Origin of the sequence: Parerythrobacter lutipelagi (assembly GCF_005434975.1) — a bacterium.
In the GTDB taxonomy this organism is placed as follows: domain Bacteria; phylum Pseudomonadota; class Alphaproteobacteria; order Sphingomonadales; family Sphingomonadaceae; genus Parerythrobacter_A; species Parerythrobacter_A lutipelagi.
The window spans coordinates 1,369,567-1,392,713 of record NZ_SKCJ01000001.1 but is presented as its reverse complement, the minus strand read 5'-3'; the positions used below and the strand labels follow the sequence as shown (position 1 = coordinate 1,392,713).

19 protein-coding genes are annotated in these 23,147 nt (G+C 61.9%); 11 read left to right on the top strand and 8 right to left on the bottom strand.

The window, feature by feature from the left end:
* Positions 1-19 precede the first annotated feature (19 nt).
* The 3 genes from E0502_RS06930 to glnE are packed head-to-tail and all read right to left on the bottom strand — an operon-like array spanning position 20 to position 3,980.
* The gene (locus E0502_RS06930) at positions 20-823 is read right to left on the bottom strand and encodes a ferritin-like domain-containing protein (RefSeq protein WP_137677168.1); all 804 of its coding nucleotides are present in this window, start codon (positions 821-823) and stop codon (positions 20-22) included.
* Complete coding sequence (locus E0502_RS06925) at positions 820-1,293, bottom strand: peroxiredoxin (RefSeq protein WP_137677167.1); 474 nt, start codon at positions 1,291-1,293, stop codon at positions 820-822. Before E0502_RS06925 ends, E0502_RS06930 begins: the two co-directional genes overlap by 4 nt.
* Positions 1,290-3,980, bottom strand: a complete 2,691-nt coding sequence (gene glnE / locus E0502_RS06920; protein ID WP_137677166.1) for a bifunctional [glutamate--ammonia ligase]-adenylyl-L-tyrosine phosphorylase/[glutamate--ammonia-ligase] adenylyltransferase — start codon at positions 3,978-3,980, stop codon at positions 1,290-1,292. Before glnE ends, E0502_RS06925 begins: the two co-directional genes overlap by 4 nt.
* A 110-nt stretch (positions 3,981-4,090) precedes the next feature.
* Here glnE and E0502_RS06915 point away from each other — a divergent pair, with 110 nt between their 5' ends.
* The 3 genes from E0502_RS06915 to E0502_RS15395 are packed head-to-tail and all read left to right on the top strand — an operon-like array spanning position 4,091 to position 6,950.
* Positions 4,091-5,782 (top strand): M28 family metallopeptidase, encoded by a 1,692-nt coding sequence (locus E0502_RS06915; protein WP_137677165.1) that lies wholly within the window; start codon positions 4,091-4,093, stop codon positions 5,780-5,782.
* Positions 5,783-5,817: 35 nt separating this feature from the next.
* Positions 5,818-6,786 (top strand): agmatine deiminase family protein, encoded by a 969-nt coding sequence (locus E0502_RS06910; protein WP_137677164.1) that lies wholly within the window; start codon positions 5,818-5,820, stop codon positions 6,784-6,786.
* Positions 6,787-6,821: 35 nt separating this feature from the next.
* On the top strand, positions 6,822-6,950 hold the full coding sequence (locus tag E0502_RS15395) for a hypothetical protein (protein WP_275668351.1): 129 nt from the start codon (positions 6,822-6,824) through the stop codon (positions 6,948-6,950).
* On the opposite strand, the gene E0502_RS06905 is transcribed toward E0502_RS15395, so the two are convergent.
* The 4 genes from E0502_RS06905 to E0502_RS06890 form a co-directional block, all read right to left on the bottom strand.
* A complete protein-coding gene (locus E0502_RS06905) occupies positions 6,939-7,688 on the bottom strand; it encodes a sulfite exporter TauE/SafE family protein (RefSeq protein WP_137677163.1) in 750 nt (249 codons plus the stop codon). The genes E0502_RS15395 and E0502_RS06905 overlap by 12 nt on opposite strands.
* Before the next feature lie 3 nt (positions 7,689-7,691).
* Complete coding sequence (gene thrS / locus E0502_RS06900) at positions 7,692-9,710, bottom strand: threonine--tRNA ligase (RefSeq protein ID WP_137677162.1); 2,019 nt, start codon at positions 9,708-9,710, stop codon at positions 7,692-7,694.
* 307 nt (positions 9,711-10,017) lie between these two features.
* Positions 10,018-10,278: a hypothetical protein gene (locus E0502_RS06895; RefSeq protein WP_137677161.1), complete on the bottom strand. Its 261-nt coding sequence runs from the start codon at positions 10,276-10,278 to the stop codon at positions 10,018-10,020.
* A 72-nt stretch (positions 10,279-10,350) separates the two neighbouring features.
* Positions 10,351-12,000, bottom strand: a complete 1,650-nt coding sequence (locus tag E0502_RS06890) for an alkaline phosphatase D family protein (RefSeq protein ID WP_137677160.1) — start codon at positions 11,998-12,000, stop codon at positions 10,351-10,353.
* A gap of 148 nt (positions 12,001-12,148) precedes the next feature.
* Here E0502_RS06890 and E0502_RS15070 point away from each other — a divergent pair, with 148 nt between their 5' ends.
* The 8 genes from E0502_RS15070 to E0502_RS06855 all read left to right on the top strand — a co-directional run bounded on the left by E0502_RS15070 (position 12,149) and on the right by E0502_RS06855 (position 22,070).
* On the top strand, positions 12,149-12,319 hold the full coding sequence (locus E0502_RS15070) for a hypothetical protein (RefSeq protein ID WP_161593719.1): 171 nt from the start codon (positions 12,149-12,151) through the stop codon (positions 12,317-12,319).
* Positions 12,319-12,942 (top strand): hypothetical protein, encoded by a 624-nt coding sequence (locus E0502_RS06885; protein WP_137677159.1) that lies wholly within the window; start codon positions 12,319-12,321, stop codon positions 12,940-12,942. The genes E0502_RS15070 and E0502_RS06885 overlap by 1 nt, the downstream gene beginning before the upstream one ends.
* A 13-nt stretch (positions 12,943-12,955) precedes the next feature.
* Positions 12,956-13,147 carry a helix-turn-helix transcriptional regulator gene (locus tag E0502_RS06880; protein ID WP_137677158.1) on the top strand — a complete coding sequence of 64 codons (192 nt, stop codon included), beginning with the start codon at positions 12,956-12,958 and terminating at the stop codon, positions 13,145-13,147.
* Positions 13,148-13,321: 174 nt separating this feature from the next.
* Positions 13,322-14,065 (top strand): alpha/beta fold hydrolase, encoded by a 744-nt coding sequence (locus E0502_RS06875; RefSeq protein WP_137677157.1) that lies wholly within the window; start codon positions 13,322-13,324, stop codon positions 14,063-14,065.
* A 15-nt stretch (positions 14,066-14,080) separates the two neighbouring features.
* Positions 14,081-14,917 carry a tetratricopeptide repeat protein gene (locus E0502_RS06870; protein ID WP_137677156.1) on the top strand — a complete coding sequence of 279 codons (837 nt, stop codon included), beginning with the start codon at positions 14,081-14,083 and terminating at the stop codon, positions 14,915-14,917.
* A gap of 2 nt (positions 14,918-14,919) precedes the next feature.
* On the top strand, positions 14,920-15,897 hold the full coding sequence (locus E0502_RS06865) for an LLM class flavin-dependent oxidoreductase (RefSeq protein ID WP_137677572.1): 978 nt from the start codon (positions 14,920-14,922) through the stop codon (positions 15,895-15,897).
* A gap of 142 nt (positions 15,898-16,039) precedes the next feature.
* Positions 16,040-20,782, top strand: coding sequence for an NAD-glutamate dehydrogenase (locus tag E0502_RS06860; RefSeq protein ID WP_137677155.1), 4,743 nt, complete (start codon positions 16,040-16,042; stop codon positions 20,780-20,782).
* Positions 20,783-20,843: 61 nt separating this feature from the next.
* Positions 20,844-22,070, top strand: a complete 1,227-nt coding sequence (locus E0502_RS06855) for an NAD(P)/FAD-dependent oxidoreductase (protein WP_137677571.1) — start codon at positions 20,844-20,846, stop codon at positions 22,068-22,070.
* Here E0502_RS06855 and queG read toward each other — a convergent pair.
* A complete protein-coding gene (queG, locus tag E0502_RS06850; RefSeq protein ID WP_137677154.1) occupies positions 22,054-23,130 on the bottom strand; it encodes a tRNA epoxyqueuosine(34) reductase QueG in 1,077 nt (358 codons plus the stop codon). The two genes, E0502_RS06855 and queG, sit on opposite strands and share 17 nt — an antisense overlap.
* Between the last annotated feature and the right edge of the window lie 17 nt (positions 23,131-23,147).

The window sequence follows — 23,147 nt, the reverse complement described above, 5'->3', positions numbered from 1 at the left end:
TGGGTTTGACGCTAAATTATCAGGACGCAAGGCTTTCATAGAAGTCTCGCGACAAACCGGCTGCGAACCGCGCCGAGTCGTTGAATGGCGGCTTTATCGCTCCACGAAAATACGTTTTTACGAGGGTTTTCCAGTGATTCTGGGGAACAAGCCGTCGCATCTCGCAAATGCTCAGAAAGTGCTTTGTGCCGAAACCGACATGACGAATTTCGTCGTCAAGGATTCGCTCGAGCAATTTGGCCCCATTTGCGTCACCTTGGTCCCGCACCCTGGCAATCATCGCCGGAGTGACATCGAGTCCGCGTGCTTCGAGGACCATCGGGACGATCGCCAATCGGGCGGCGACGTCATGACGCGTTTCCTCCGCTGCCTGCCACAAGCCTTCATGGGCCGGCAGCGCGCCATAGTGGCTTCCGAGTGAGCGCAATTTCCGGTCGAGCAAAGCGAAATGCATGGCCTCGTCGGCGGCCACGGACAGGAAATCATCGACAAACCTGCGCCCCATTGCTGCGCCGAACCGGCCAACGATGTCGAGCGCCAGATCGATCGCGACAAACTCAATATGCGCCAGCGCATGCCATAACGCGATGCGGCCGCGCTCGGATCCGCCCTTGCCTCGTCTGGGCATATCGCGCGGCTGGCACAGCTCGGGCCGGTCAGGCCATGCTGGCCGATCAGGCATGGCTCCATCGAACCGATATGCCAGCCGCCCGAGCCGCCAGTTGCGCGCGACCTGGCGCGCCGCGAACACTTTACCAGTGGGATCGGCTGTCAGGAGAGCCCCGGAAATGGCGGACGAAAGCGCAAGCGTACCGGTGGTCAAAGCGCCTGTGTCGCAGCCAGCACCTCGTCGGCATGCCCTTTGACCTTCACCTTGTTCCAGGCTTGTGCGATCATTCCATCGGCGTCCACGAGATAGGTCGAGCGGACCATCCCCATGTAAGATTTTCCGTACATCTTCTTCTCTGTCCAGATGCCGAGCGCATCGGATAGCCCGCCTGCTTCGGGATCGGTCGCCAGATCGACCGTGAGATCATGCTTGGCGATGAAATTCTGATGCTTCTTGGGCGAATCCTTGCTTACGCCGAGCAGCGCGCATCCGGCTTTCTCGAACTCGCTCTTAAGCTCCGAGAAATCCTTTGCTTCAGTCGTGCAGCCGGGCGTGTTGTCCTTGGGGTAGAAGAACAGCACAAGTTTGCGGCCCGCAAAGTCGGAAGGCTTCACGCTTCCCCCGTCAGGTGTCTCCATCGCAATATCGGGCATCGGCCAACCCGCCTGAGTGAATTCGCTCATTCATCAATCTCCAGTTTCTGTCCGAAAGTGGCTTCCCACTGTGTGCCAACGCAATGACGCGCCCTATCGATCGCGTCCAGATGCGCCGCATGGCTTGCAAACCCGCAAATCCGTGCCAGCGCGTCTCTCGCGCTGGCATGCGGGATCTGAAGATCGGGCGCCATCAGCCGCGCGCCAACGAGTGTACGCGTCAACAATTGGTGGGCGTCAAGCAGTTCAGACGCAACCAGCCCTTGGGCGGTCAGCAGCTCGATCGCACAGCTCAGATCCGGGTCGAATGCCGTGCTTTCGCGCAATTGCAGGAAATGGACGATAAATTCGATATCGACCAGCCCGCCGCGTCGGAGTTTGACATCCATCGGCCCGCCGGGCTGTTTGTGCGCCGCCATCTCGGCGCGCATGCCGAGTATCTCGCTCCGCAGCTTGTCAGCCTCGCGCGGGGATGCCAGAATCCCGTCGATGATCGTTTGCAAGGCTGCGCGATCATCCGGTTCGCCGCCGACTACGCGCGCGCGGGTGAGAGCCATATGTTCCCATGTCCATGCATCATCGCGCTGATAACGTTCGAAGCTTTCGAAACTGACCGCGAGCGGCCCCTGCACACCTTGCGGCCGCAAGCGCGTATCGATTTCATACAGCGCGCCTTCCGCAGTCGGCACGCTAAGCGCCGCGCTCACGCGCTGGGCAAGCCGGTTGAAATAGAGCGTCGGACCAATCGGCCGCGCGCCGTCGCTTTCCCCGTCGAAATCACCGCTGAAGAGATAGACGATATCAAGGTCCGACGCGTGGGTCAGGCCACCCCCGCCGAGCCGTCCGAGCCCGACGATAGCCAGACGTTTGTCCTGAAACACACCATGCGCTTGGGCAAATTCGGATTCCGCCGCTCTCAGCGCGACACGCAGAGCCGCCTCTGCCAGCCGGGACAAGGCAGCAGCGATGTCCAGCGGGTCATGCGCCCCGGTAATAAGTTGCACCCCCAGAGCAAACCGCGTTTCGCCTGTGACAATCCGGATTCGGTCGAGCCGCTGCTCGTAATCGGCATCCGGTCCATCCGATTCCATGGCGGCAACCAGCTGTTCGACGCCGCCCGGCAGATCGAAAGCACTGCGATCGATCAACGCGTCGAGCAAGGCGGGGCGGTGTCCAAGCGCTTCGGCCAGCGGGTCAGCGAGCGTGAGAATTTGCACCAGCTGCTCGAGCAGGCCGGGGCGCGCTTCGATCAGGCGAAAGAAATTGATCGCGCTCGAAGCCGTTTCAAGCAGTCGCTCCCAGCGCATCAACGCGCGCTCCGGATCGGGTGCCTCTGCAAGCGATCCCAAGAGCGAAGGGCGGATTGCTTCGAACGCTGACAAGGCAGCCGGACTGCGCAGCGTACGAAAGCGTCCGTCGCCCCAGGCCCGCACCCGTTCCGCTGTCGCCTTGGGGTCCTTGAAGCCGAGTTGGTCGAGCTCCTGCGGAAGACTGACGCCGGTGGTGGCCGTACCGCCGCGTTCGACGTCGATCAGCCGGTCGAACCGTTGTGCAACGGGATCGGTCAGCGTGCGGCAATGCGCCAGAAAGCTTTCCGCGTCGTCGAAGCCTGACAATCCCGCCACGCGGGCGAGCGCATCGTCAGCGGGTATCGAATGGGTCTGGCGGTCCTCGACCATTTGCAGCCGGTGCTCGATTTCTCGCAGCCCGTCATAGCATTGGCCAAGCACCAGAGCGTCTTCAGCCGCAATCACGCCTGCTGCTGCCAGGGCATCGAGCGCTGGCCGCGTGCCGCGCATCCGCAGCGATCGGTCACGACCGCCGCGGATCAGCTGGTGCGTCTGCGCGAAAAACTCGACTTCGCGAATACCGCCGCGACCTTGTTTGAGGTTGAAGCCGGGGCCCACCTGGCGCGGGCCATCATAATTGTCGCGAATGCGCGCGGTCAGGCGCTCGATTTGCTGAATTGCCCCGAAATCCAGGCTCCGCCGCCAGATGAACGGGCGGATTGCGGCAAGGAACTCTTCACCGGCGCCAACGTCTCCTGCACAGGATCGCGCCCGGATGAAAGCCGCCTGCTCCCACGTCAGCGCGCTCGATTCGTAATGCGAGAGCGCTGCACCGCATGAAACTGCTAGCGGGCTGACTTCCGAAGCCGGGCGCAGTCGCAGGTCGACCCGAAAGACATAGCCTTCAGGCGTGGTATCCGACAGCAGCCGCATGACTTCTCGCGCGTATCGCTGCGCCGCTTCGCCTGGTTCATCCCGCTCTCTGCGCGGCATGACTGCGGGATCGAACAACAGAATAGGATCGATATCGGAGCTGTAGTTGAGCTCGTTCGCCCCGTGCTTGCCCAGCGCGAGTGCAATGAAACCCTCAGGCTCCGCGCCGGCGACACGTTTCTCGATCGCTGCCCTGATCGCCGTGTCGAGCGCCCGGTCGGCAAAGGCGGAAAGTTCGACCATGACCTTGCCGGTCGAGAAGGCGCCCGCGAGATCGCCAATCGCCAGCGCTGTAGCCAGCGCCAGCCGCTCACGCCGGAGCGCGATGCCTACATCGTCGCTGGCGTCCGCCTGCGCGCGCGCCCAGTCCAGCGCGGCATCGCCGTTTCCGTTCGCCAGAATTCCCGCGAGTTCCGGCTGCCGCTCGAGAGCGCGAGCGAGGAAAGGCGCATATCTGCGCGCGCGTTCGATCGCCTCCTGCCATTCAGCACTCATCCCACCGCCCTGCCTCCGCATCCGGCGCAGCGCAAGCATTGCGCTTGCGAGGAAGCCGCCGCTTTGCAATGGAGGGGCATCACAGATCCTGAAGGGACGAGGGAATTTCCATGATCCGCACAATACTCGCAGCAGCTGGCGCTTTGACGCTTGGCGCATGCAACCTCAGCGGCGACGCCGGCAGCGGCGCAGACGCATCACTCGATGTACCCGAGGTCGAAGACGGCGATATCTCAGAAGCGACCATGATCGATATCACGCGTGAATTGTCGTCCGACGAATTCGAAGGCCGGATGCCCGGCACCGAAGGCGAGACAAAGACGGTTGCGCTGCTGACGGAGAAATTCGCAGCGGCCGGTCTGGAACCAGGCAATAACGGGTCGTGGACGCAGAAAGTGCCGCTGGTCGAGATTACCGGCAAGGATTTCGCACCGCTCACGGTCACCGGTGACAACACCGAACTGTCTTTCGAGAGCAGGAAAGACTGGGTCGGCGTTTCCTATCGTGAGGACGTCCAGACGAGCCTCGAAGACAGCGAACTCGTCTTTGTCGGATACGGGATCAACGCGCCCGAACGCGAATGGAATGACTACGAAGGTCTCGACATGAAGGGGAAGACCGCGGTCATCCTCGTCAACGACCCCGATTTCGGCACTGAAAGTCTCGAAGGTCCGTTCAATGGCAAGGCGATGACCTATTATGGCCGCTGGACCTACAAATACGAAGAAGCCGCGCGCCAAGGTGCCGCAGGCGCGCTCATCATCCACGAGACCGAACCCGCGTCCTATGGCTGGAATGTGGTCGAAAGTTCGTGGAGCGGGCCGCAGGCCTATGCCCAGCGCGGCGAGAACGCCGCCCCGCTGACGGTCATGAACGGCTGGATCCAGAAGCCCGTCGCCGAACAGATTTTCAAGGCGGCCGGACAGGACCTGTCAGCCCTCAGCACCGCTGCGAAGAGCAAGGGTTTCAAGCCTGTCGCATTGGGGCTGAAAGCCGCAACCAGTTTCCGCAACGACATCAGGACATTCGAATCGCAGAACGTGATCGGTGTCCTCAAGGGCAAAACCCGGCCTGACGAGTATGTCATCCACACGGCGCACTGGGATCACCTGGGCCGCTGCACGGCCGCACCCGATGGCGATGACATCTGCAATGGCGCGGTCGACAACGCCACCGGCACGGCCGCTCTGGTTGCGCTGGCAGAAGCGCATGGCAAGGCAGGCGCACCGGACCGAAGCCTCGTCTTTCTGGCGGTGACGGCTGAAGAGTCCGGCCTGCTCGGCGCCTATTACTACGCATCGAATCCGGTGTTTCCGCTCAGCCAGACTGTAGGCGGAATCAATATGGATGCGTTTCTCGTCGGCGGCCCGTCCAAGGACGTGACCGTGGTCGGACCCGGCAAATCGCAACTGGATGCTTTCCTCAACAAGGCACTGGAAACGGATGGCCGTACGCCAACCCCCAACCCCAACCCCGAAGCTGGATACTATTACCGTTCGGATCACTTCGCTTTTGCCAAGCAGGGCGTGCCGATGTTGTATGTCGATGGCGGGGAAGATCTTGTCGAAGGCGGGCGAGAAGCGGGCGCTGCACTAGGCACTGAATATCGCGAAAACCGCTATCACGGCCCCAAAGACGAGTTCGACGAGAGCTGGGACTGGTCCGGCGTGATGCAGGACCTGCAACTGTTCTATCGCATCGGGCGTATGCTCGCGATGAGCGAAAGCTGGCCGAACTGGAACGAGGGCGACGAATTCAAAGCGACCCGCGACGCCAGTTGCGAGGCTGGCGAAGGCTGCTGAGGCCCGCTGGCCAAAAGGCACCGGAAGACCGATCCATGGCCATTACCATGCCCCCCGAATGGGCACAGCAGGACTGGTTGTGGATCGGTTTCCCGCATGACGCGGACGAATGGCCGGGTTATCTAGCGCGCGCGCAGGAGCAGATCGCGGCTTTCGCCAATGCGGTTGCCGAAAGCGGGCAAGAAGTTCGCCTGCTGGTGCGCGATGCGGCCAATGAGGCGCGGGCGCGTGACCTGACATCCGCCTCTGTCAGACTGGAAATTCGCGGTTATGGCGATATCTGGCTGCGCGACACCGGGCCATTGGTACGGGCTGACGGTTCGGCCTTGCGCTGCCGCTTCAACGGTTGGGGCGGCAAATATCTGATGCAGGGCGACCAGACCATCGGCGCCGAGCTGGCGCGCGATGCCGGGCTACCTGTGACCGAAAGCGACTGGGTTCTCGAAGGCGGGGCAATCGACGGCGACGGGACAGGCATTGTCGTTACGACAGAGCAATGCCTGCTCAATCCCAACCGCAACCCCGAATTGTCGCGCCGCGATATCGAACAGCGACTGGCGCGCGATCTGGCCTTCGAGCGGGTCCTGTGGCTGGGCGACGGATTGGTGAACGATCACACCGACGGGCATGTCGACAACCTCGCGCGCTTCGTTGGTCCGGGGCGCTTGTGCCTCCCGCAAGCCACAGGGCCAGACGATCCCAATGCAGAGGTCTATGCCGATGCCAAGCGGCGCATCCAGGCCTACGGCCTTGAACTGTCGGAAATACCCTCGCCCGGCCTGATCACACGCGGCGATATGATCGAACCGGCGAGCTATGTGAATTTCGCGATCACCAGCCATCTGGTGGTGGTGCCGACCTTTGGATCGGTCCATGACGAAGACGGCGTGGCGGCGGTGGCCGAACTTTTTCCGGATCGGGCGACTATCGGACTGCCGGCCGATGCCGTGCTGGCAGGCGGCGGCGGATTTCATTGCGCCAGCCAGCAAATGCCTTCGCTTTAAGACTTCCTTAGCATGTTGCCCGCCAGGATCGGCGCATGAGCAAGGCCGTAACCATCATCCGCAATCAATCGCAGGCGCACGATGCATTGCGCGCCGCAATCGTCACTTTTTGCGCTGCCGCCCTGATGTTCGCAGGCCAGGCGTTTCCTGTCCTAACTCTGTAAGAGCTTCGCCAGTGCAGCAAGGGCTGCGGCCGCGAGAGTAAAAGCGACGAAGCCGCGCCACAGGCCGTCGCTGACTTTGCCGAATGCTTTTGCCCCCAGCCAATTGCCGATCAGCACCGCCGGGAACAACAGCAGGCCGAAGACCAGCAAGCGCCATTCCATCACACCGATAGCGACGCCCGAGCCCAGCCCGGCGAAGGCCGCGATGGTGAAGATCAGCAGCATGGATGCCTTGGCGGTTATCCGGGGAATGGATCGCCCGACATAATACGGCACCACCGGCGGCCCCGGCATTCCGGCAAATCCGGTCAGCAGACCGCTTGAGATGCCGACCGCGCCGGTGGCGAAAGGGCCCGGCTGGGCCGCGGCGCGCTGAGGCAGCAGGATCGCCCCGAACGCTGACAGTGCGACGAGGGCGATCAGGAAGCGGGCGAGGTTTTCAGGTGTCGCCGCAAGCGCAATCAACCCCGGCGCTGTCGCGACGAGGACCAAGGCGCCGATCACAAGTGCCGATTGCTCGGCTTCTCGCAAAATGGTCCGGATCTCGCTGAAGCCGATCAGGAACGCGAGGACATTGGTCAGCAAGACCGCCTCGATCGGCGTCAGAGCAAGCGCGAGGATCGGGACCAGCAGTATCGCCATGCCAAATCCCGCGAGGCCGCGAACGAAAGCGGAGACGAATGTCGCCAACACCGCCGCGCCGATCTGTAGGGCGGTGAAGCCCGCAAGGATCTCCACGCTCTATCCGGCGCGCAGGTCGGGCGGAGTGGCGGCATCCGTGAGCATCGCGATCGCATCATCGAGGCTCATCACGCGCTGTTCTTTCTCACCGAGCGTGCGCACTGCGACGGTGCCTTCTTCCGCTTCGCGCATGCCGACGACGAGCAAGTGCGGGACTTTGGCCACCGAGTGTTCGCGGACCTTGTAGTTGATCTTCTCGTTGCGCAGGTCGCTGTCGACCCGGATGCCTGCGGCTTCGAGCTTTGCAACAGCTTCAGAGGCATAGTCGTCGGCATCGGAAACGATCGTTGCGACGACAGCCTGCACCGGAGCGAGCCAGACGGGCAATCGACCGGCATAGTGCTCGATCAACACGCCGATAAAGCGCTCGAACGTGCCGAAAATTGCACGGTGGAGCATGACCGGACGGTGTTTGTCCCCGTCTTCGCCGACATAGGTCGCGTCAAGCCGTTCGGGCAGCACCCGATCACCCTGGATCGTACCAACCTGCCACGTGCGGCCGATCGCGTCGGTCAGGTGCCATTCGAGCTTGGGCGCATAGAAAGCGCCTTCGCCGGGCAGTTCTTCCCAACCGAAATCGTCGTTCGCCATGCCCGCTTCGGCCACGGCGTCACGCAGTTCCTGCTCGGCCTTGTCCCACATTTCGTCAGAGCCGAAGCGCTTGTCCGGACGCAGCGCGAGCTTCACCTGATAGCTGAAGCCGAAGTCCGAATAGACTTCGTCAACCAGCTCGCAGAATTTGCGCACTTCTTCGACGACCTGATTTTCCGTGCAGAAGATATGCGCATCGTCCTGCGTGAACTGGCGCACACGCATGATCCCGTGGAGCGCGCCGTGCGGTTCGTTGCGGTGACAGCAGCCCATTTCACCCAGCCGGATCGGCAGGTCGCGATACGAAGTGATGCCTTGCTTGAACACCAGCACATGCGCGGGACAGTTCATCGGTTTCAGCGCCATCCAGTCGGCATCGTCGGCAACTCTGGGCGCTGCAGCCGCTTCGCCCTGCTCGTCCACATCCGGAACGATGTCGGGCACCGCGAACATGTTTTCCGCATATTTTCCCCAATGGCCGGACTGGGTCCATTGGCGCACATCCATCAGCTGCGGGGTCTTGATCTCCTGATAGCCGGCGCGGTCCATCTTGCGCCGCATATAAGCCTCCAGCTCGCGCCAGATGAGATAGCCGTTGGGGTGCCAGAAGACGCTGCCGTGCGCCTCTTCCTGCAAGTGGAACAGGTCCATTTCGCGGCCCAGCTTGCGATGGTCGCGCTTGGCCGCCTCTTCCAGCCGCATCAGGTGCTGGTTGAGCTGCTTCTTGTTGAGCCAGCCGGTGCCGTAGATCCGCGTCAGCTGCGCATTGCGCTGGTCGCCGCGCCAGTAAGCCCCGGCCACGCGCATCAGCTTGAACGCCTGCGGATCGAGCTTGCCTGTGCTGGCGAGGTGCGGACCGCGGCACATGTCGAGCCAGTCTTCACCTGACCGGTAGACCGTCAGCTCTTCACCTTCGGGCAGTTCCCTGGCCCATTCTGCCTTGAAGCTTTCACCCTCGGCGTCCCACTTGTCGATCAGCTGCTGGCGGCTCCAGACCTCGCGGCGCAAGGGTTTGTCCGCCTTGATGATCCGCCGCATCTCTTCTTCGATGGCCGGCAGGTCGTCCATGCTGAAGGGCTCACGACCCTCGGGCGCCTTGACGTCATAGTAGAACCCGTCGTCCGTTGCCGGACCGAACGTGATCTGCGTCCCGGGGAAGAGTGACTGCACTGCCTCTGCCAGGACGTGCGCGAAGTCGTGACGCGCCAGTTCCAGCGCGTCGTCCTCGTCACGGCTCGTCACCAGCGCTAACTCGGCATCGCCATCGAACGGGCGATTGATATCGCGCAGCTCGCCGTCGATCCGCGCTGCGATGGCAGCTTTGGCCAGGCCTGGTCCGATCGCAGCTGCGACATCTGCCGGCGTACTGCCCGGCTCCACTTCGCGCACCGAACCATCGGGCAGACTGATTTTCAGTAGTTCCGTCATGTCTCAAACGTCCTGCATCTATGCGCGGGCCTTTTGCACAAGCGGGCGCGCGCCGAAAGGGGCGACGAGTGAGTTTGGGGATTTAACCGGGCAGCTTCGCCGCTCGCCGCCCGATCCCGGGCAGCGATCGGCTGGCTTAACGCACGTCCGACCGCCCCCGGAACCCGGGAGTAGTGAGGCTAGTCGTTGCGGAGCGAACAGCGTCTTGCATGGCTGGAATGTAGCGAACCCGGGTTAATTTTCAATCGCGCACGAAAAAGGGGCCCGCGCCTGTTCGGCGGAGCCCCTGTTGCATCGATCGGCCAGTTTATGCCGCGGTCGGTTGCGGGATCGAAGCAGGCTGCGACGGTTCCATATCGGTTGTCGTGGCCTGTTGCGGTTCCTTTTTGTCGAAATACTTTTTCACCACGTAGCCGCCGACACCCATCGCGATCATCGCCGGGATGCTCATGCGGCTGATCACGAACGGCACGGCAGCGCCGATCGCAGCACCCGTGGTCCCGCCGATCTTCGTTGTTTCCTTTGCCAGTCGTCCGCCCACCAGGGCGCCAAATACCTTGCCAATCATTGTCTACTCCTTTGTTGCAAAATCAACGAAGTAAGAGACGATCGGTTCCGTTTTGACCACAAGTGGCGCCGATCAGATGTCGAGCGCTTGGCTACCGGCAGAAGATGTTATCCGTTTCGTGCCGGCCAGAGCTGTCGTTCGGCTGCGGACTGTTTCGAGGAACCGATACTCGGCGGTCGCGCGCTGCGGCGTGAGCTCGATCGCCATATAGCCGCGGTGGCCGGTTTCCGCCCATTTCAATTGCGGGTTCTCAGCCACCGATTGCGCCGCCAGTTTTTCTGGTGGGACCCACCCAAGGTAACCTTCGAAGCCGGGCGAGCTGACGGAGTGACCCGCGAACTCGATCCCCGCAGCAGCTCCGGCGTTATCCAGCTCCGACGCCCAGGCATTGTGGCTGTCGCCCGCGAGCACGATCAGATTGGCATCGGCTTCCTGTGCCGATTGCAGCAACCGTTCGCGTGCTGCCGGATAGCCGTCCCATGCGTCCATATTGAACGGCAGCCCGACCTTGCTGTTGAGCACGCCCGCGCGAATCCGCTGGCGCAGATAATCCGGCACGGCGTCGGTCATGCCCTCTGCGATGTCGCCAGAACTTCGCAGGTTTGCCATGATCACCTGCTGCAGCAAGACCTGCCATGTCTTGCCCGAGCGGCGCGATGTCTCAAATCCTTTGGCAAGCCAGTCTTCCTGAATCTCGCCCATCAACGTGTGTGACGGATCGCGCCACTCGCCATCGCGGAAAGCTTCAAGAGCGGCGATGGTGCGCGCCGGATCGCCGCCACCACGGCGCATGATCTGGCCGAGATCGAACGGTTTGGTTCGGGCAGTCAGGCGGGTTTCAAGGCGGAAAAGCGTGGCAAGATCGCCGATTTCATAGGCCGCCCAGGGATCATCGGACACCGGCAGCCATTCCAGACGCGCGCGGATCGCCGCACGCTTGCGCGCTTCCCATGGTCCTTCGGTGGCCGGATCGTGGTTCTCCGCGCCCAGCGCATAGCTGTCATTGGCGCTTTCATGATCGTCCGGCACATGCAGCATCGGATAGAGCTGATGCAGCCGCTGCAGATCCGGGTCGGTGCGGTAATTGGCGTAGCGCGCCCGGTAATCTGCCAGCGCAATAATCTCGTGCGCGGGGTCGAGCTTTCGTCCGGCGAGCGCTTCGGCGGCCGATGGATAAGTGCCGACGGGATATTCATAGAGATAGTCGCCGGTGTGCAGCACCAGGTCGAAATCGCCTTGCTCGGCAATATGCGCGTAGGCGTTGAACCAGCCGAATCCCTTGTTCGAACAGCCAACCACCGCCATCCGGAAGCTGTCGACCGATCCAACCGGCAAGGTCCGGGTGCTGCCGGTGCAGGATGTCGACCCATCGGGCGCGATGAACCGGAAATAGTACCAGCTGTCGGGCTCAAGATTTTCTGCGACCTGTTTGACGCACCAGTCATGATCCGGCGTCGCCAGCACCGTACCGCCCGCTACAACCTTGCGAAATGAATCGTCCTGCGAAACCTCCCAGCGCAGCGTGGTCGGCTGGCCCGCCGCGTAGCGCGACCACAGGAGCACACTCGACGGCCCCGGTTCACCGCTCGCCACACCATGGGTGAAGCCGAGCGGATATTTGGCGGCCAGCGGGGCGGCGGCGAGCGCCCCACCGACGATGCCAAGCTGGAACAGGTTGCGGCGCGACAGCGCAAAAGCGGCAGAAGGTGTGCGGGTTTCCATGCAATCTCGTTACGCCGCAAAAATTGCGGAGGGAAGTGCCGTTGGCCTAAGACTCTCAGCAAGGCTCCCAATCTTTTTGTAAAGGGACATTGACATTGGAGATACCATGTGTAAATGATGCTTGACATAAGGAAAGGGACCATTGACCATGACCACCATCCAAAGATCGCTCATTCTTGCTGCCGCCATGATCCTCGTGGCACTTGCGGCCGTTGTTGGAGTTCTGCCTGAAACGGCTGCACAATATTCGCCGCTGGCAATGATGGTGTTTCTGCCATGGGCGCTGCGCGGCGAACGCAGTTCCTGCGGAGCCGCATGATGGCCGGGAAGACCGAAACGAACGGAGGCGGGCGCAGTCCGTTCTTCTATGCCGGGCTCATCCTCTTTGCCTATGCGATAATCATCGCGCTGGCTTCGACCGACGCGATCAATTCCGTCACCGCGCTCATACTCATGGTTGCGCCTCTCGGCCTTGTCTGGCCGATGATGAAGGCGGCCACTCGCCGAATCGATTCGGGCGGCCCAGGGTGCTTTGCCAAGGGAGAAGCCCAGAAGCGCTATATGAAGCGAGTGGCCATTTCGACGTCACTCTATCTGATTGCTCTGGCGGCGATGACATTTGGCGAGAAGCAATACGAGCTGACGGAACCGGTCAGGGTTGTACTGGCGACATTGCCGGGCCTCGCAATCGTGGGGGTTTTCTGGGCGGTCGGCCGCTTGATTATCGAGGAGCAGGATGAGTTCATCCGCATGCTCGTCATCCGCCAGGCCTTGATCGCAACCGGCTTTGCTATGAGCGCAGCTTCGGTTTGGGGTTTTCTCGAAACCGCTGACATCGTCGTCCATTTGGATGCGTATTGGTGGGCCGTCGTTTGGTTCTTCGGCCTGTTCGTTGGAGCGGTGATGAACCGCATCCAATACGGCACCTGGGGTGCAGCATGACAGGAGGCGATGCATGAAAAACCGCCTCAAGGTGCTGCGCGCCGAGAACGATTGGAGCCAGCAGGATCTGGCCGATCATCTCGGCGTATCGCGCCAGAGCGTCAACGCCATCGAAACCGGCAAATACGATCCGTCTCTACCGCTGGCATTCAAGATCGCGGATGTTTTCTCGCTCAGAATTGAAGACATTTTCCAGTGGAACTGATAAGGAGGCGCATCATGCGATTGCTGGCTTTCCTGTTGTTTATCACGCTTTCTGCCTGCCATGGCGGACCGCAAGAGAGCGATCACGAAGTGCCGCACCATGTGCCGCAATTGTACTGAGCGGATTGCTGCCCCTGCTTGCCTCTGCCGTCATGATGGGTGACAAGCCCGACGCATGAAAGAGATCGCATTCCACGACATGCCCGACGGGCGGCGCATCGCCTATCGGTTCACGCCCGGTGCAGGCCCTGCGCTAGTCTTCCTTCCGGGCTATATGTCCGACATGGACGGCGGCAAGGCGACCGCACTGTTCGAATGGTGCCGCCAATCGGGGCGCCCCTGCCTGCTGCTCGATTACTCGGGCTGCGGCCGTAGCGAGGGCGAATTCGCCAATGGCACGTTGACCCGTTGGCGCAACGAAGTGCTGGCGCTGGTCGAACAGCTGAACCTCGACCGGGTGGTCGTTGTCGGGTCGTCGATGGGCGGCTGGTTGATGCTGGCTGTCGGCCTCAAGCTTGGGCCCAAACTCGCCGGAGTAATGGGCATCGCTTCCGCCCCGGACTTCACCGATTGGGGGCGCAGCGCGGAAGACAAAGCCAAATTGCGCAACGGCGAGACTGTGTACGACGAGAATCCCTACGGCCCCGACCCGACGCCGATGCACCCCGCATTCTTTGGCGACGGGCAAGCCAATCTGTTGCTCGCCGACTCGATTGATATCGATTGTCCGGTCAGTCTGCTGCACGGCCAGCGCGATGCCGATGTGCCGTGGGATATCACCATGCGGCTTGCTGACGCGCTCCGTTCGGACAATGTACAGGTCACTTTGGTCAAAGACGGCGACCACCGTCTGTCCCGCGAACAAGATATTGCCCTGTTGTTGCGTCTGATCGAAAATCTGCTGCACAACACAGGCTGACCTTCCGGAGTTTGAATGCTTTCCCCGCTGATCTTCGCCGCCCTTCTTCAGGTTGGGCCCAATCCCGATCCGGATTCGATTGCCAATACGATCCCGCGCTCGCCGCGCGAAGAGGTGGAAATCCAGGCGAACCGCCCTGATCTGCGAGCTGTGCCGGCCAGCTGTCCGCTCGCCAATGGAGCATCGGCAATCGAAGTGTTCGAACTGGCCGTCCGTCAGGCCGGGGTGACTTCCGGGGACGAACAGATTGCCGCGCTGCAATGCGCGGCGATGGCGCAGGCCGAATTGCGCCAGTGGAACGAAGCGGCTGCGAGTTTCCTGAAAGCGCGCGACCTGGCTCAGGGAAAATCCGATTGGCAGGCGCGAATCGGCACGCAGCGCGCGCACGCGCTCGTCGAAGCCGGGCGCATCATCGAAGCGCGCGCGGTATTTCGCGACGCTATCGATGATGCCATACTGGCAGGTGATCCCGTCACCGCCGGCCAGATCGCTGCCGATCAGGCGATTGTCGAAGTTGCGGCAGGCGATCAGTCTGCGGCAGCGGCAACGCTTGCCGCTGCGCGCGAACGCTCGCCGGGCGAATATCGAATCTGGCTGCTGTCAGCGACGCTCGCGCGCCGCAATGGCCAGCTGGACGATGCGCAAAGCTTTATCGAGCAGGCGGCCGACCTTGACGCGATCGACCCGGAGGTCGGGCTCGAAGCCGGAGTCATCGCCGCGCTTTCCGGCCGACTGGCTGCTGCCCGCGCCAGTTTCGAATCGGTTGCCGCGCAGCCGCATGCCGGTGCGCGGGCCCAGACCGCCCGGCAATATCTGGCGCAGCTGGATGAAATGGAAGCTTCGCCCCAGTGAGTATCACCCTATCGGTTCTCGATCTCGTCCCGGTGCGCGAAGGCGGCACGGTTGCCGAGGCCCTCAGCGCGGCGACCATGCTGGCGAAGACCGCAGAAGATGCCGGATATGCGCGGTTCTGGGTCGCGGAACACCACGCAATGGAAGGGATCGCCGGCGGCGCCACCTCCGTGGTTCTGGCTCACCTGGGCAATGCCACTTCGACCATCCGGATCGGCTCGGGCGGGATCATGCTGCCCAATCACACCCCGTTCCAGATTGCCGAGCAATTCGGCACGCTCGATGCCCTGTTTCCCGGCCGGGTCGATCTCGGGCTCGGGCGCGCTCCGGGCGCCGGGCCGGAATTGCAACGCGCCCTGCGCAAGGATTTGCACCGAGCCGCAGAAATGTTCCCGCATGATGTGATCGAGCTGATGGCGCTGATGCGCGGGGATGCAGAAATCCACCCGACGCCGGGCCTCGGCGCAAAACCGGAATTCTGGATGCTGGGTTCGAGCCTGTTCGGCGCCCAGCTCGCGGCCAAGCTTGGCCTGCCCTATGCCTTCGCGTCGCATTTCGCGCCCGACCACCTCGATGCCGCTCTGGCGATGTATCGGCGCGACTTCCAGCCATCCGAAGCCTTCGACAAACCATACGTCATGGCGGCTATGCAGGTCGTCGCAGCGGACAGCGACGAACAGGCCGAGCTGATCGCTTCCTCGCAATTGCAGGCTTTCGTTCGCTTGCGGACAGGGAGCCCGGGCAAACTGCCGCCACCGGTCCAAGGCTATCGGGAAACGTTGCCTCCCACGGCACGCGCCATGCTCGATCATATCGGCCAGGCAAGCGCCGTCGGCTCGGTGGCAACGGTCAGGCAAAAGATCGCAGCGTTCAGCGCGCGCACGCGGGCGGATGAGATCATCGTCGCCGGATCCAGCTACGACCCGATGGACCGCATCCGGTCGCTCGAACTGACAATCGAAGCGGTCGCGCAAATCTAGCTCTACGCGAGAGCTGAAAGCTCTGCTAGGCAAGACGCTGGCTGCGCTTGCAGCCGGGAGACAATAGGCCTAACGCGCGCAGCATAGCTGCACAGTGTGGCAACATAATAACAAGGGGCCGACCCCTTACGGAGCATGCGCGATGGGTGCGAAAAAGGCCGCCTCTTCCCGTCAACCGCAACGACGGCTCGCCGGTGACGGCGCGATGGTCGAAGCACTTTCCAGGCATATGGATGCATCGCTTTTGCCCGGCGATACACCGTTCGCCAAGGACAGGTTCGAACAGGCCGCTCGCTTCGTCCTCGATACGGCAGCACGGCGCGATGCGCAGCGTTCGGCGATGGCTGTGGCCTCTGCCAGTGACGAAAAACGTTACACCCGCATTGCCATAGTCAATGACGACATGCCATTTCTGGTCGATTCTGTTGCGGCAACCATAGCCAGCCAGGGTTTGGCAATCGACCGGCTGGTCCACCCTGTCTTGCCGGTAAAGCGAACCGGCGACGGTTTGCTGCGGGAAATTTGCGCGGGGAATGTCGGCGGCTGCACGCGCGAATCAATGATCTATATCGAGACCGCGCGTGTCGATGCGCGCGAAAGAAGAGCGCTTGAAAGCGCGCTTCGCACGACGCTGGCGGACGTAAGGGCAGCCGTGACCGACTGGTCCGAGATGCGCGCCGCGATGCTGAAAGATGCTGAACGCATTCAGGATCAGGAAGGCTCCGCGCTGCTCAAATGGCTCGAAGGCGGGATGCTGACGCAGCTCGGCCACGTTACCCGCCATCGCGACGGATCTCAGACCGGCAAGCTGGGCATCTGCCGTAAAAGTGCCAAGCAAATTCTCGCTGACGCATCGTTCGAACGAGCCTTTGCATGGTTTGACGATCCAAAGCTGCGCGACACCCGCGTCCCGCTGGTGATCAAGGCAAACATCGTTTCGAATGTGCACCGCCGCGTCCCGCTGGACCTGTTCCTCATACCCGTCCTGCAAGGGGGGAAGGTGACAGCCATATCGGTCCATGCCGGGGTCTGGACGAGTGCCGCTCTGGCCGCCTCGCCGGCAGACATTCCGGGCTTGCGCAAGAGCCTTGACGGCCTGATGGACAAGTTCGGGTTCGATGCCGGCGGGCATGCCGGAAAAGCCCTGGTGCATGCCATGACCACTTTGCCGCACGATCTCGTCATTGGCTTTGGCAAGAGCGATATCGAGCGCGTGGCAACGACCATGATGAGCCTGGTCGATCGGCCGCGCCCCCGGCTGTCGCTGGTCGAAGCACCGCTCGCTCGGCATCTGTTCGCGTTCGTCTGGCTACCGCGAGACACGCTTTCGACTCAGCTGCGCACTCAGATCCAGATGCTGCTGGAGGATTCGACCAGCGCGGCCCTGCTGGACTGGAGCCTTACGGTCGAAGGCGGCAACCTGGCCATGTTGCGCTTCGTCCTCGATCTTCGCTTTGGCGTCAGCAAGCATGACGAGAAAGCAATCGAACACCAGTTGCAGTCGATGCTGCGCGGCTGGACCGAAGAGGTCGAGCACGAGCTGGCCAAGACCGAAGACGCAGGCCGCGCCGCTGCCATTGCCAGCCGCTATGCCGACGCATTCCCGAGCGCCTATCGCGCCGAATACGGAGCGGATGAGGCCGCGAGAGACATCGGCCGGATGCGGCACCTCATGGCAATCGACGCCGACCGCATGGATCGTCCGCCGCTCAAGCGCGACGCAAGACTGTTCCGTCGCGCTGGCGACCGCGAAGGCACGCTGCGCCTGAAAATCTACGAACACGAAGGCGCGTTGCCGCTGTCCGATGCCGTGCCTGCGCTGGAGAATTTCGGCTTTACCGTGATGCAGGAATTCCCGACACCGCTCGACGAACAGCGTCTCGGTACGATCCACGATTTTACTGTCGGCCTGCCTGCGGGTGACGATGCCGACGCCCTGCTTGAACGAGCGGATGTGATTGAGAGGGCAATTGCCGCAGTTCTCAACCATGAAGCCGAGAATGATCCGTTCAACCGGCTTGTCCTCGGCACCGGCCTGGCAGCTTCCGAAGCGGAGTGGCTCCGCGCATTTTATCGGTACCTGCGTCAGACCGGCATGGGTTTTACAATCTATACGGTGGTCGATGCGCTGAGCCGGGCACCGGTCGTGACCGCGGCATTGATCGACCTGTTTCATGCGCTGCACGATCCGGATTTCGAAGGCGACCGGGACGCCGCTGCCAAGTCAGCGAATGCTCAGGTGAAAACCGGCCTGGCAAAAGTCACAGCAATCAATGACGACCGGCTTCTGCGTCTGTACCATGCGGTAATCGGGGCCATCCTGCGCACGAATGCATTTGCCCCGGCGGCGACCGAGGCTTTGGCGTTCAAGATCGATTCGAAACTCGTCCCCAACCTGCCCAAGCCAATCCCATGGCGTGAAATATTTGTCTATTCGCGGCGGGTCGAGGGCATCCATCTGCGCGCTGGCCCGGTTGCTCGCGGCGGCTTGCGCTGGTCCGACCGGCGCGACGACTTCCGCACGGAAATCCTTGGCCTGATGAAGGCCCAGCGGGTCAAGAACGCGGTGATTGTCCCGACCGGCGCGAAGGGCGGGTTTTATCCCAAGCAATTGCCCAATCCGGCGATCGACCGCGACGGTTGGGCCGCCGAAGGGCAGGCAAGCTACGAAGTGTTCATCCGCACGCTGCTGTCGATTACAGACAATTATGTCGGTGATCAGGTCGTGCACCCCGATAAGGTGGTCATTCGCGATGGCGAGGATCCTTACTTCGTGGTTGCAGCCGACAAGGGCACAGCGCGGTTTTCAGATGTCGCCAATGGCATTGCGCAGACCCGCGATTTCTGGCTCGACGACGCATTCGCAAGCGGTGGCTCCAACGGATACGACCACAAGGCGATGGGAATCACCGCCAAGGGCGCATGGGTCTGCGTCCAGCGGCATTTCCTCGAAATGGGCGTCGACGTGCAGAGCGATCCGGTCGATGTCGTGGGCTGTGGCGACATGTCGGGCGACGTCTTCGGCAATGGGATGCTGCTGTCGAAGGCGATCCGCCTGAAGGCCGCATTCGACCACCGGCATATCTTTCTGGACCCGGATCCCGATCCGGCCGCCAGCTGGAAAGAGCGCAAGCGCGTGTTCGAGCTGCCACGTTCAAGCTGGGAAGATTACGACCCGAAGCTGATCTCGCGCGGCGGCGGTGTTTTCTCCCGCACCATGAAGAGCATTCCGGTCTCTGCAGCGGTACGCAAGATGCTCGCCATCGAAGACAAGGAGCTAGAGCCTGATGCGCTGATTGCGGCGATCCTCAAGGCACCGGTCGATCTTATCTGGTTCGGCGGTATCGGCACTTACATCAAAGCTGCGAACGAGAACAACGTTCAGGTCGGCGATCCCGCAAACGACGCGCTGCGCATCAATGGCTGCGACGTGCGGGCAAAAGTAATCGGTGAAGGCGCAAACCTCGGCATAACGCAGGCTGGACGGATTGAGTTTGCGCTCAGCGCCAACGGTTCGGGCGGGCGGATCAACACCGATTTCATCGACAACGCTGCCGGTGTGAATTGCTCGGACAACGAAGTGAACATCAAGATTGCGCTCGCGGCGGCGAAACGCGGTGGCAAACTTTCCGAGAAGAAGCGCATCGCGCTGCTCGAATCGATGACCGACGAGGTCGCGCATCTGGTGCTGGAAGATAATCGGCTGCAAGCGCTCGCCCTGTCGATTGCCGAGGCCGGCGGTGCCCCTGCCGTGGCGGCGCAACTGCACTTGATCGACACTTTGGAAGAGCGCGGTGCACTCGACCGCCAGACAGAGGGTCTTGCCTCGGGCGATCATCTCTCCCGCCGCGCTGGCGAAGGGTATGGCCTGACCCGGCCGGAACTCGCGGTGCTGCTGTCCTCGACCAAGCTGGTCCTGCAGGAAGCGATCGAGAAGACCGCACTGCCCGACGACCCGAGCCTGACCGATCTGCTGGTCCGCTATTTCCCGTCGGACATGCGCAAGACATTCAAGCGAGAGATCGAAGGGCACCAGCTTCGCCGCGAGATCATTGCCACCTCGCTTGCCAATCTATTCATCAATCGCATGGGACTGATCCATCCATTCGAACTTTCGGAAGAAGAGGGCGTCGGGCTCGCAGACATTTGCGCATCTTTCGTTGCGGCAGAAAAGCTGTTCAATGTGAGTGAGTTATGGGCTGAACTGGAAAAAGCGAAAATGCCGGAAGAGGCACGTCTGCTGCTGTTCCGCCATACTGCTGGCGCGCTGCGCAGCCAGATGTCCGACCTGATCCGGGTCGGAGCCAGCGTAACGCTGCCAAGCGAGATGATTGCCGGTCTTTCGAAACGCGTCACGCAGCTTTCGACCGGTACGGATGAATTGCTGACCATGGCTTCGCGCCAGCAATCCGATCAGTTGATTGCTGAACTGACCGCGACCGGCGCACCGGAAAAGCTCGCCGCCAAAGTGGCAAATCTGTACGATCTGGACGGCGCAATCGGCCTCGCATGGCTATCCAAGCTGGCGGAAATCGATGCGCGCAAACTGACCGCAGCATTCACTGACCTGGGCGATCGGCTGGGCCTCGACTGGGCTCAAAGCACTGCGGCCATGATGAACCCGTCGGACGTGTGGGAGCGATTGCTCGTCGCCGGCCTGTCGCGCGATTTCCAGCAGATGCGGCTGGATTACCTGCGCCGGATATCACGCCGCAAGGGCGCGAAACAGGATCCGCTGGGTGCCGTTGCCAACTGGGCGGAAGAGCACACCGCGGCAATCCGCCAGTTCCGCGGGATGATCGGTCGTGCGCAGGCCAGCACACCGGTCACCCCCGCCATGCTGGCGCAGATTGCCAGCCAGGCACGCAACCTGTTGGGGCGCTGACGGCAGGCGTTTTGCCGCGCACCGCTTGACCGCAAGCGAATTTGCGCCAATTCGCACGCGTATGGAGCATTTCGACACCATCATCGTGGGCGCGGGACATGGCGGCGCACAGGCAGCTATCGCGCTAAGGCAGAATGGCCTGGACGGATCTATCGCGCTGATTGGCCGTGAACGCGAATTGCCTTACGAGCGCCCGCCGCTGTCGAAGGAATATCTCTCCGGCGAAAAGCCGTTTGAGCGCATCCAGATCCGCCCGGAAAAGTTCTGGGCAGACAAGGGCATCACACTGATGCCCGGGACCAATGTGGCCGAAATCGACCCGGCGGGACACATTCTGACGCTGGGTGACGATAGCAAGATATCGTATCGCAAGCTGATCTGGGCGACCGGTGGCGATGCGCGGCGGCTTTCCTGCAGCGGTGCAGATCTCGGCGGAATCCATACCGTGCGGACACGCTCCGACGTCGACCGGATACAGGCCGAGCTCGACGGCGGCGTGCAGAAAATCGTCGTGGTCGGCGGGGGCTATATCGGGCTTGAAGCGGCGGCTGTGCTGCGCAAACTCGGGCGTGAAGTCGTTCTGGTGGAAGCTTTGCCGCGGTTGCTTGCGCGCGTGGCCGGTCCCGAGCTTTCGCAGTTCTATCTGGACGAGCACCGGCGGCAGGGGGTAGATGTTCGTCTTGAGGCCCAGGTCGAACGCCTTGAGGGCGACGATGGCAAGGTTGAACGCGTGGTCCTGGCCGATGGCACTGCGATCGAGGCCGAAATGGTGGTTGTCGGCATAGGCATCATTCCGTCGGTCGGCCCGCTTATCGCTGCCGGAGCAAGCGGCTCGAACGGGGTGGATGTCGACCAGTATTGCCGCACCGTGCTCGATGATATCTATGCCATTGGCGACTGCGCAGCGCATGCCAATGATTGGGCCGATGGTGCGATCATTCGCGTCGAGTCGGTTCAGAACGCCCACGATATGGCTGCCACCGCTGCCAAGGCAATCTGCGGCGACAAGCAGCCCTATCGCGCGTTTCCCTGGTTCTGGTCGAACCAGTATGATCTCAGACTTCAGACCGCCGGACTTTCCATCGATCACGACGAAACCGTCTTGCGCGGCGATCCGGCAGAGCGGAAATTTTCAGTGATCTACCTGAAGGAAGGGCGGGTGATCGCGCTCGACTGTGTCAACAGCACTAAGGACTATGTGCAGGGCCGCAAGTTGGTCGAAGCCAGGATGGCACCCGACCGCGAAGCCCTGGCCAATCCCGAGATACCGCTCAAAGAGCTGTTGTAAGCCTGCGGCGTGCCCACCGGGCAGCTTCCGCCACAACCGGGTCGGGATCGTCGCATAACTGTGTCACCGATGGGAGCAATTCCGGCGCATCGCTGTTTCCAGCAGCAATCAGACAGTTGCGCACGAACCGGTCGCGGCCGATCCGCTTGATCGGAGAACCGGAGAATTTTTGCCGAAAGCCGGCATCGTCGAGCGTCAGGAGATCGGCAATGTCGGGCGCGACCAGGTCTTCGCGCGGTGCGAACGCCTTGTGGCGCGCGGCTGTCTCGGCAAATTTGTTCCATGGGCATACCGCCAGACAATCGTCGCAACCGTAGATGCGGTTACCCATCGGCGCGCGAAATTCCTCCGGGATCGGGCCCTTGTGCTCGATGGTCAGGTACGAAATACATCGCCGTGCATCGACCACATAGGGCTGCGGAAAGGCATCGGTCGGGCAAGCGGTCTGGCACGCGGTGCACGACCCGCATCGATCTTCATGGGGCTCGTCAGGCTTGAATGTGAGCGTGGTGTATATCGCCCCCAGGAACAACCAGCTGCCATGATCGCGGCTGACAAGGTTCGAGTGCTTGCCCTGCCAGCCGAGCCCCGCCGCCTCACCGAGGGGTTTTTCCATTACCGGCGCGGTGTCGACGAAAACTTTCAACGCGGGCTCTTCCAGCCCACGCTTGCCAGCCTCCGCCACCAGCCAGCGAGCAAGCGCTTTGAGCGCTTTCTTGACCGTATCATGATAATCACGGCCTTGCGCATAAACGGAGATGCGCGCTTTCTCCGGCTCCGCTTCAAGCGCCAGCGGATCGTGTTCCGGCGCGTAGCTCATTCCCAGCGCGATCACGCTCTGCGCCTCTGGCCACATCGATTGCGGACCCTGCCGCACGTCGGCGCGGTCCTCCATCCATTGCATCGAACCATGGTGCCCGGCTTCCAGCCATTGCGTCAGGCGTTCCGCGCGCTGCGGATCATCGGCGGCAGGAGCAAAGCCGATCGAAGCGAAGCCCAACCGGGCGGCTTCGGCCTTCAAATCCTGCTTAAGCGCATCGATGAGCGACAAATTAACCAAGCTTGGGGTTGCTCCCG

What these genes read in the sequence shown, in the direction of transcription:
- E0502_RS15070 (WP_161593719.1), top strand. Translation starts at nt 12,149, where the DNA reads ATGACCACCATCCAAAGATCGCTCATTCTTGCTGCCGCCATGATCCTC.
- E0502_RS06885 (WP_137677159.1), top strand. Translation starts at nt 12,319, where the DNA reads ATGGCCGGGAAGACCGAAACGAACGGAGGCGGGCGCAGTCCGTTCTTC.
- E0502_RS06895 (WP_137677161.1), bottom strand. Translation starts at nt 10,278, where the DNA reads ATGATTGGCAAGGTATTTGGCGCCCTGGTGGGCGGACGACTGGCAAAG.
- E0502_RS06925 (WP_137677167.1), bottom strand. Translation starts at nt 1,293, where the DNA reads ATGAGCGAATTCACTCAGGCGGGTTGGCCGATGCCCGATATTGCGATG.
- E0502_RS06890 (WP_137677160.1), bottom strand. Translation starts at nt 12,000, where the DNA reads ATGGAAACCCGCACACCTTCTGCCGCTTTTGCGCTGTCGCGCCGCAAC.
- E0502_RS06855 (WP_137677571.1), top strand. Translation starts at nt 20,844, where the DNA reads ATGGAGCATTTCGACACCATCATCGTGGGCGCGGGACATGGCGGCGCA.
- E0502_RS06875 (WP_137677157.1), top strand. Translation starts at nt 13,322, where the DNA reads ATGAAAGAGATCGCATTCCACGACATGCCCGACGGGCGGCGCATCGCC.
- E0502_RS06870 (WP_137677156.1), top strand. Translation starts at nt 14,081, where the DNA reads ATGCTTTCCCCGCTGATCTTCGCCGCCCTTCTTCAGGTTGGGCCCAAT.
- E0502_RS06915 (WP_137677165.1), top strand. Translation starts at nt 4,091, where the DNA reads ATGATCCGCACAATACTCGCAGCAGCTGGCGCTTTGACGCTTGGCGCA.
- E0502_RS06910 (WP_137677164.1), top strand. Translation starts at nt 5,818, where the DNA reads ATGGCCATTACCATGCCCCCCGAATGGGCACAGCAGGACTGGTTGTGG.
- E0502_RS06880 (WP_137677158.1), top strand. Translation starts at nt 12,956, where the DNA reads ATGAAAAACCGCCTCAAGGTGCTGCGCGCCGAGAACGATTGGAGCCAG.
- glnE (WP_137677166.1), bottom strand. Translation starts at nt 3,980, where the DNA reads ATGAGTGCTGAATGGCAGGAGGCGATCGAACGCGCGCGCAGATATGCG.
- thrS (WP_137677162.1), bottom strand. Translation starts at nt 9,710, where the DNA reads ATGACGGAACTACTGAAAATCAGTCTGCCCGATGGTTCGGTGCGCGAA.
- E0502_RS15395 (WP_275668351.1), top strand. Translation starts at nt 6,822, where the DNA reads ATGAGCAAGGCCGTAACCATCATCCGCAATCAATCGCAGGCGCACGAT.
- E0502_RS06860 (WP_137677155.1), top strand. Translation starts at nt 16,040, where the DNA reads ATGGGTGCGAAAAAGGCCGCCTCTTCCCGTCAACCGCAACGACGGCTC.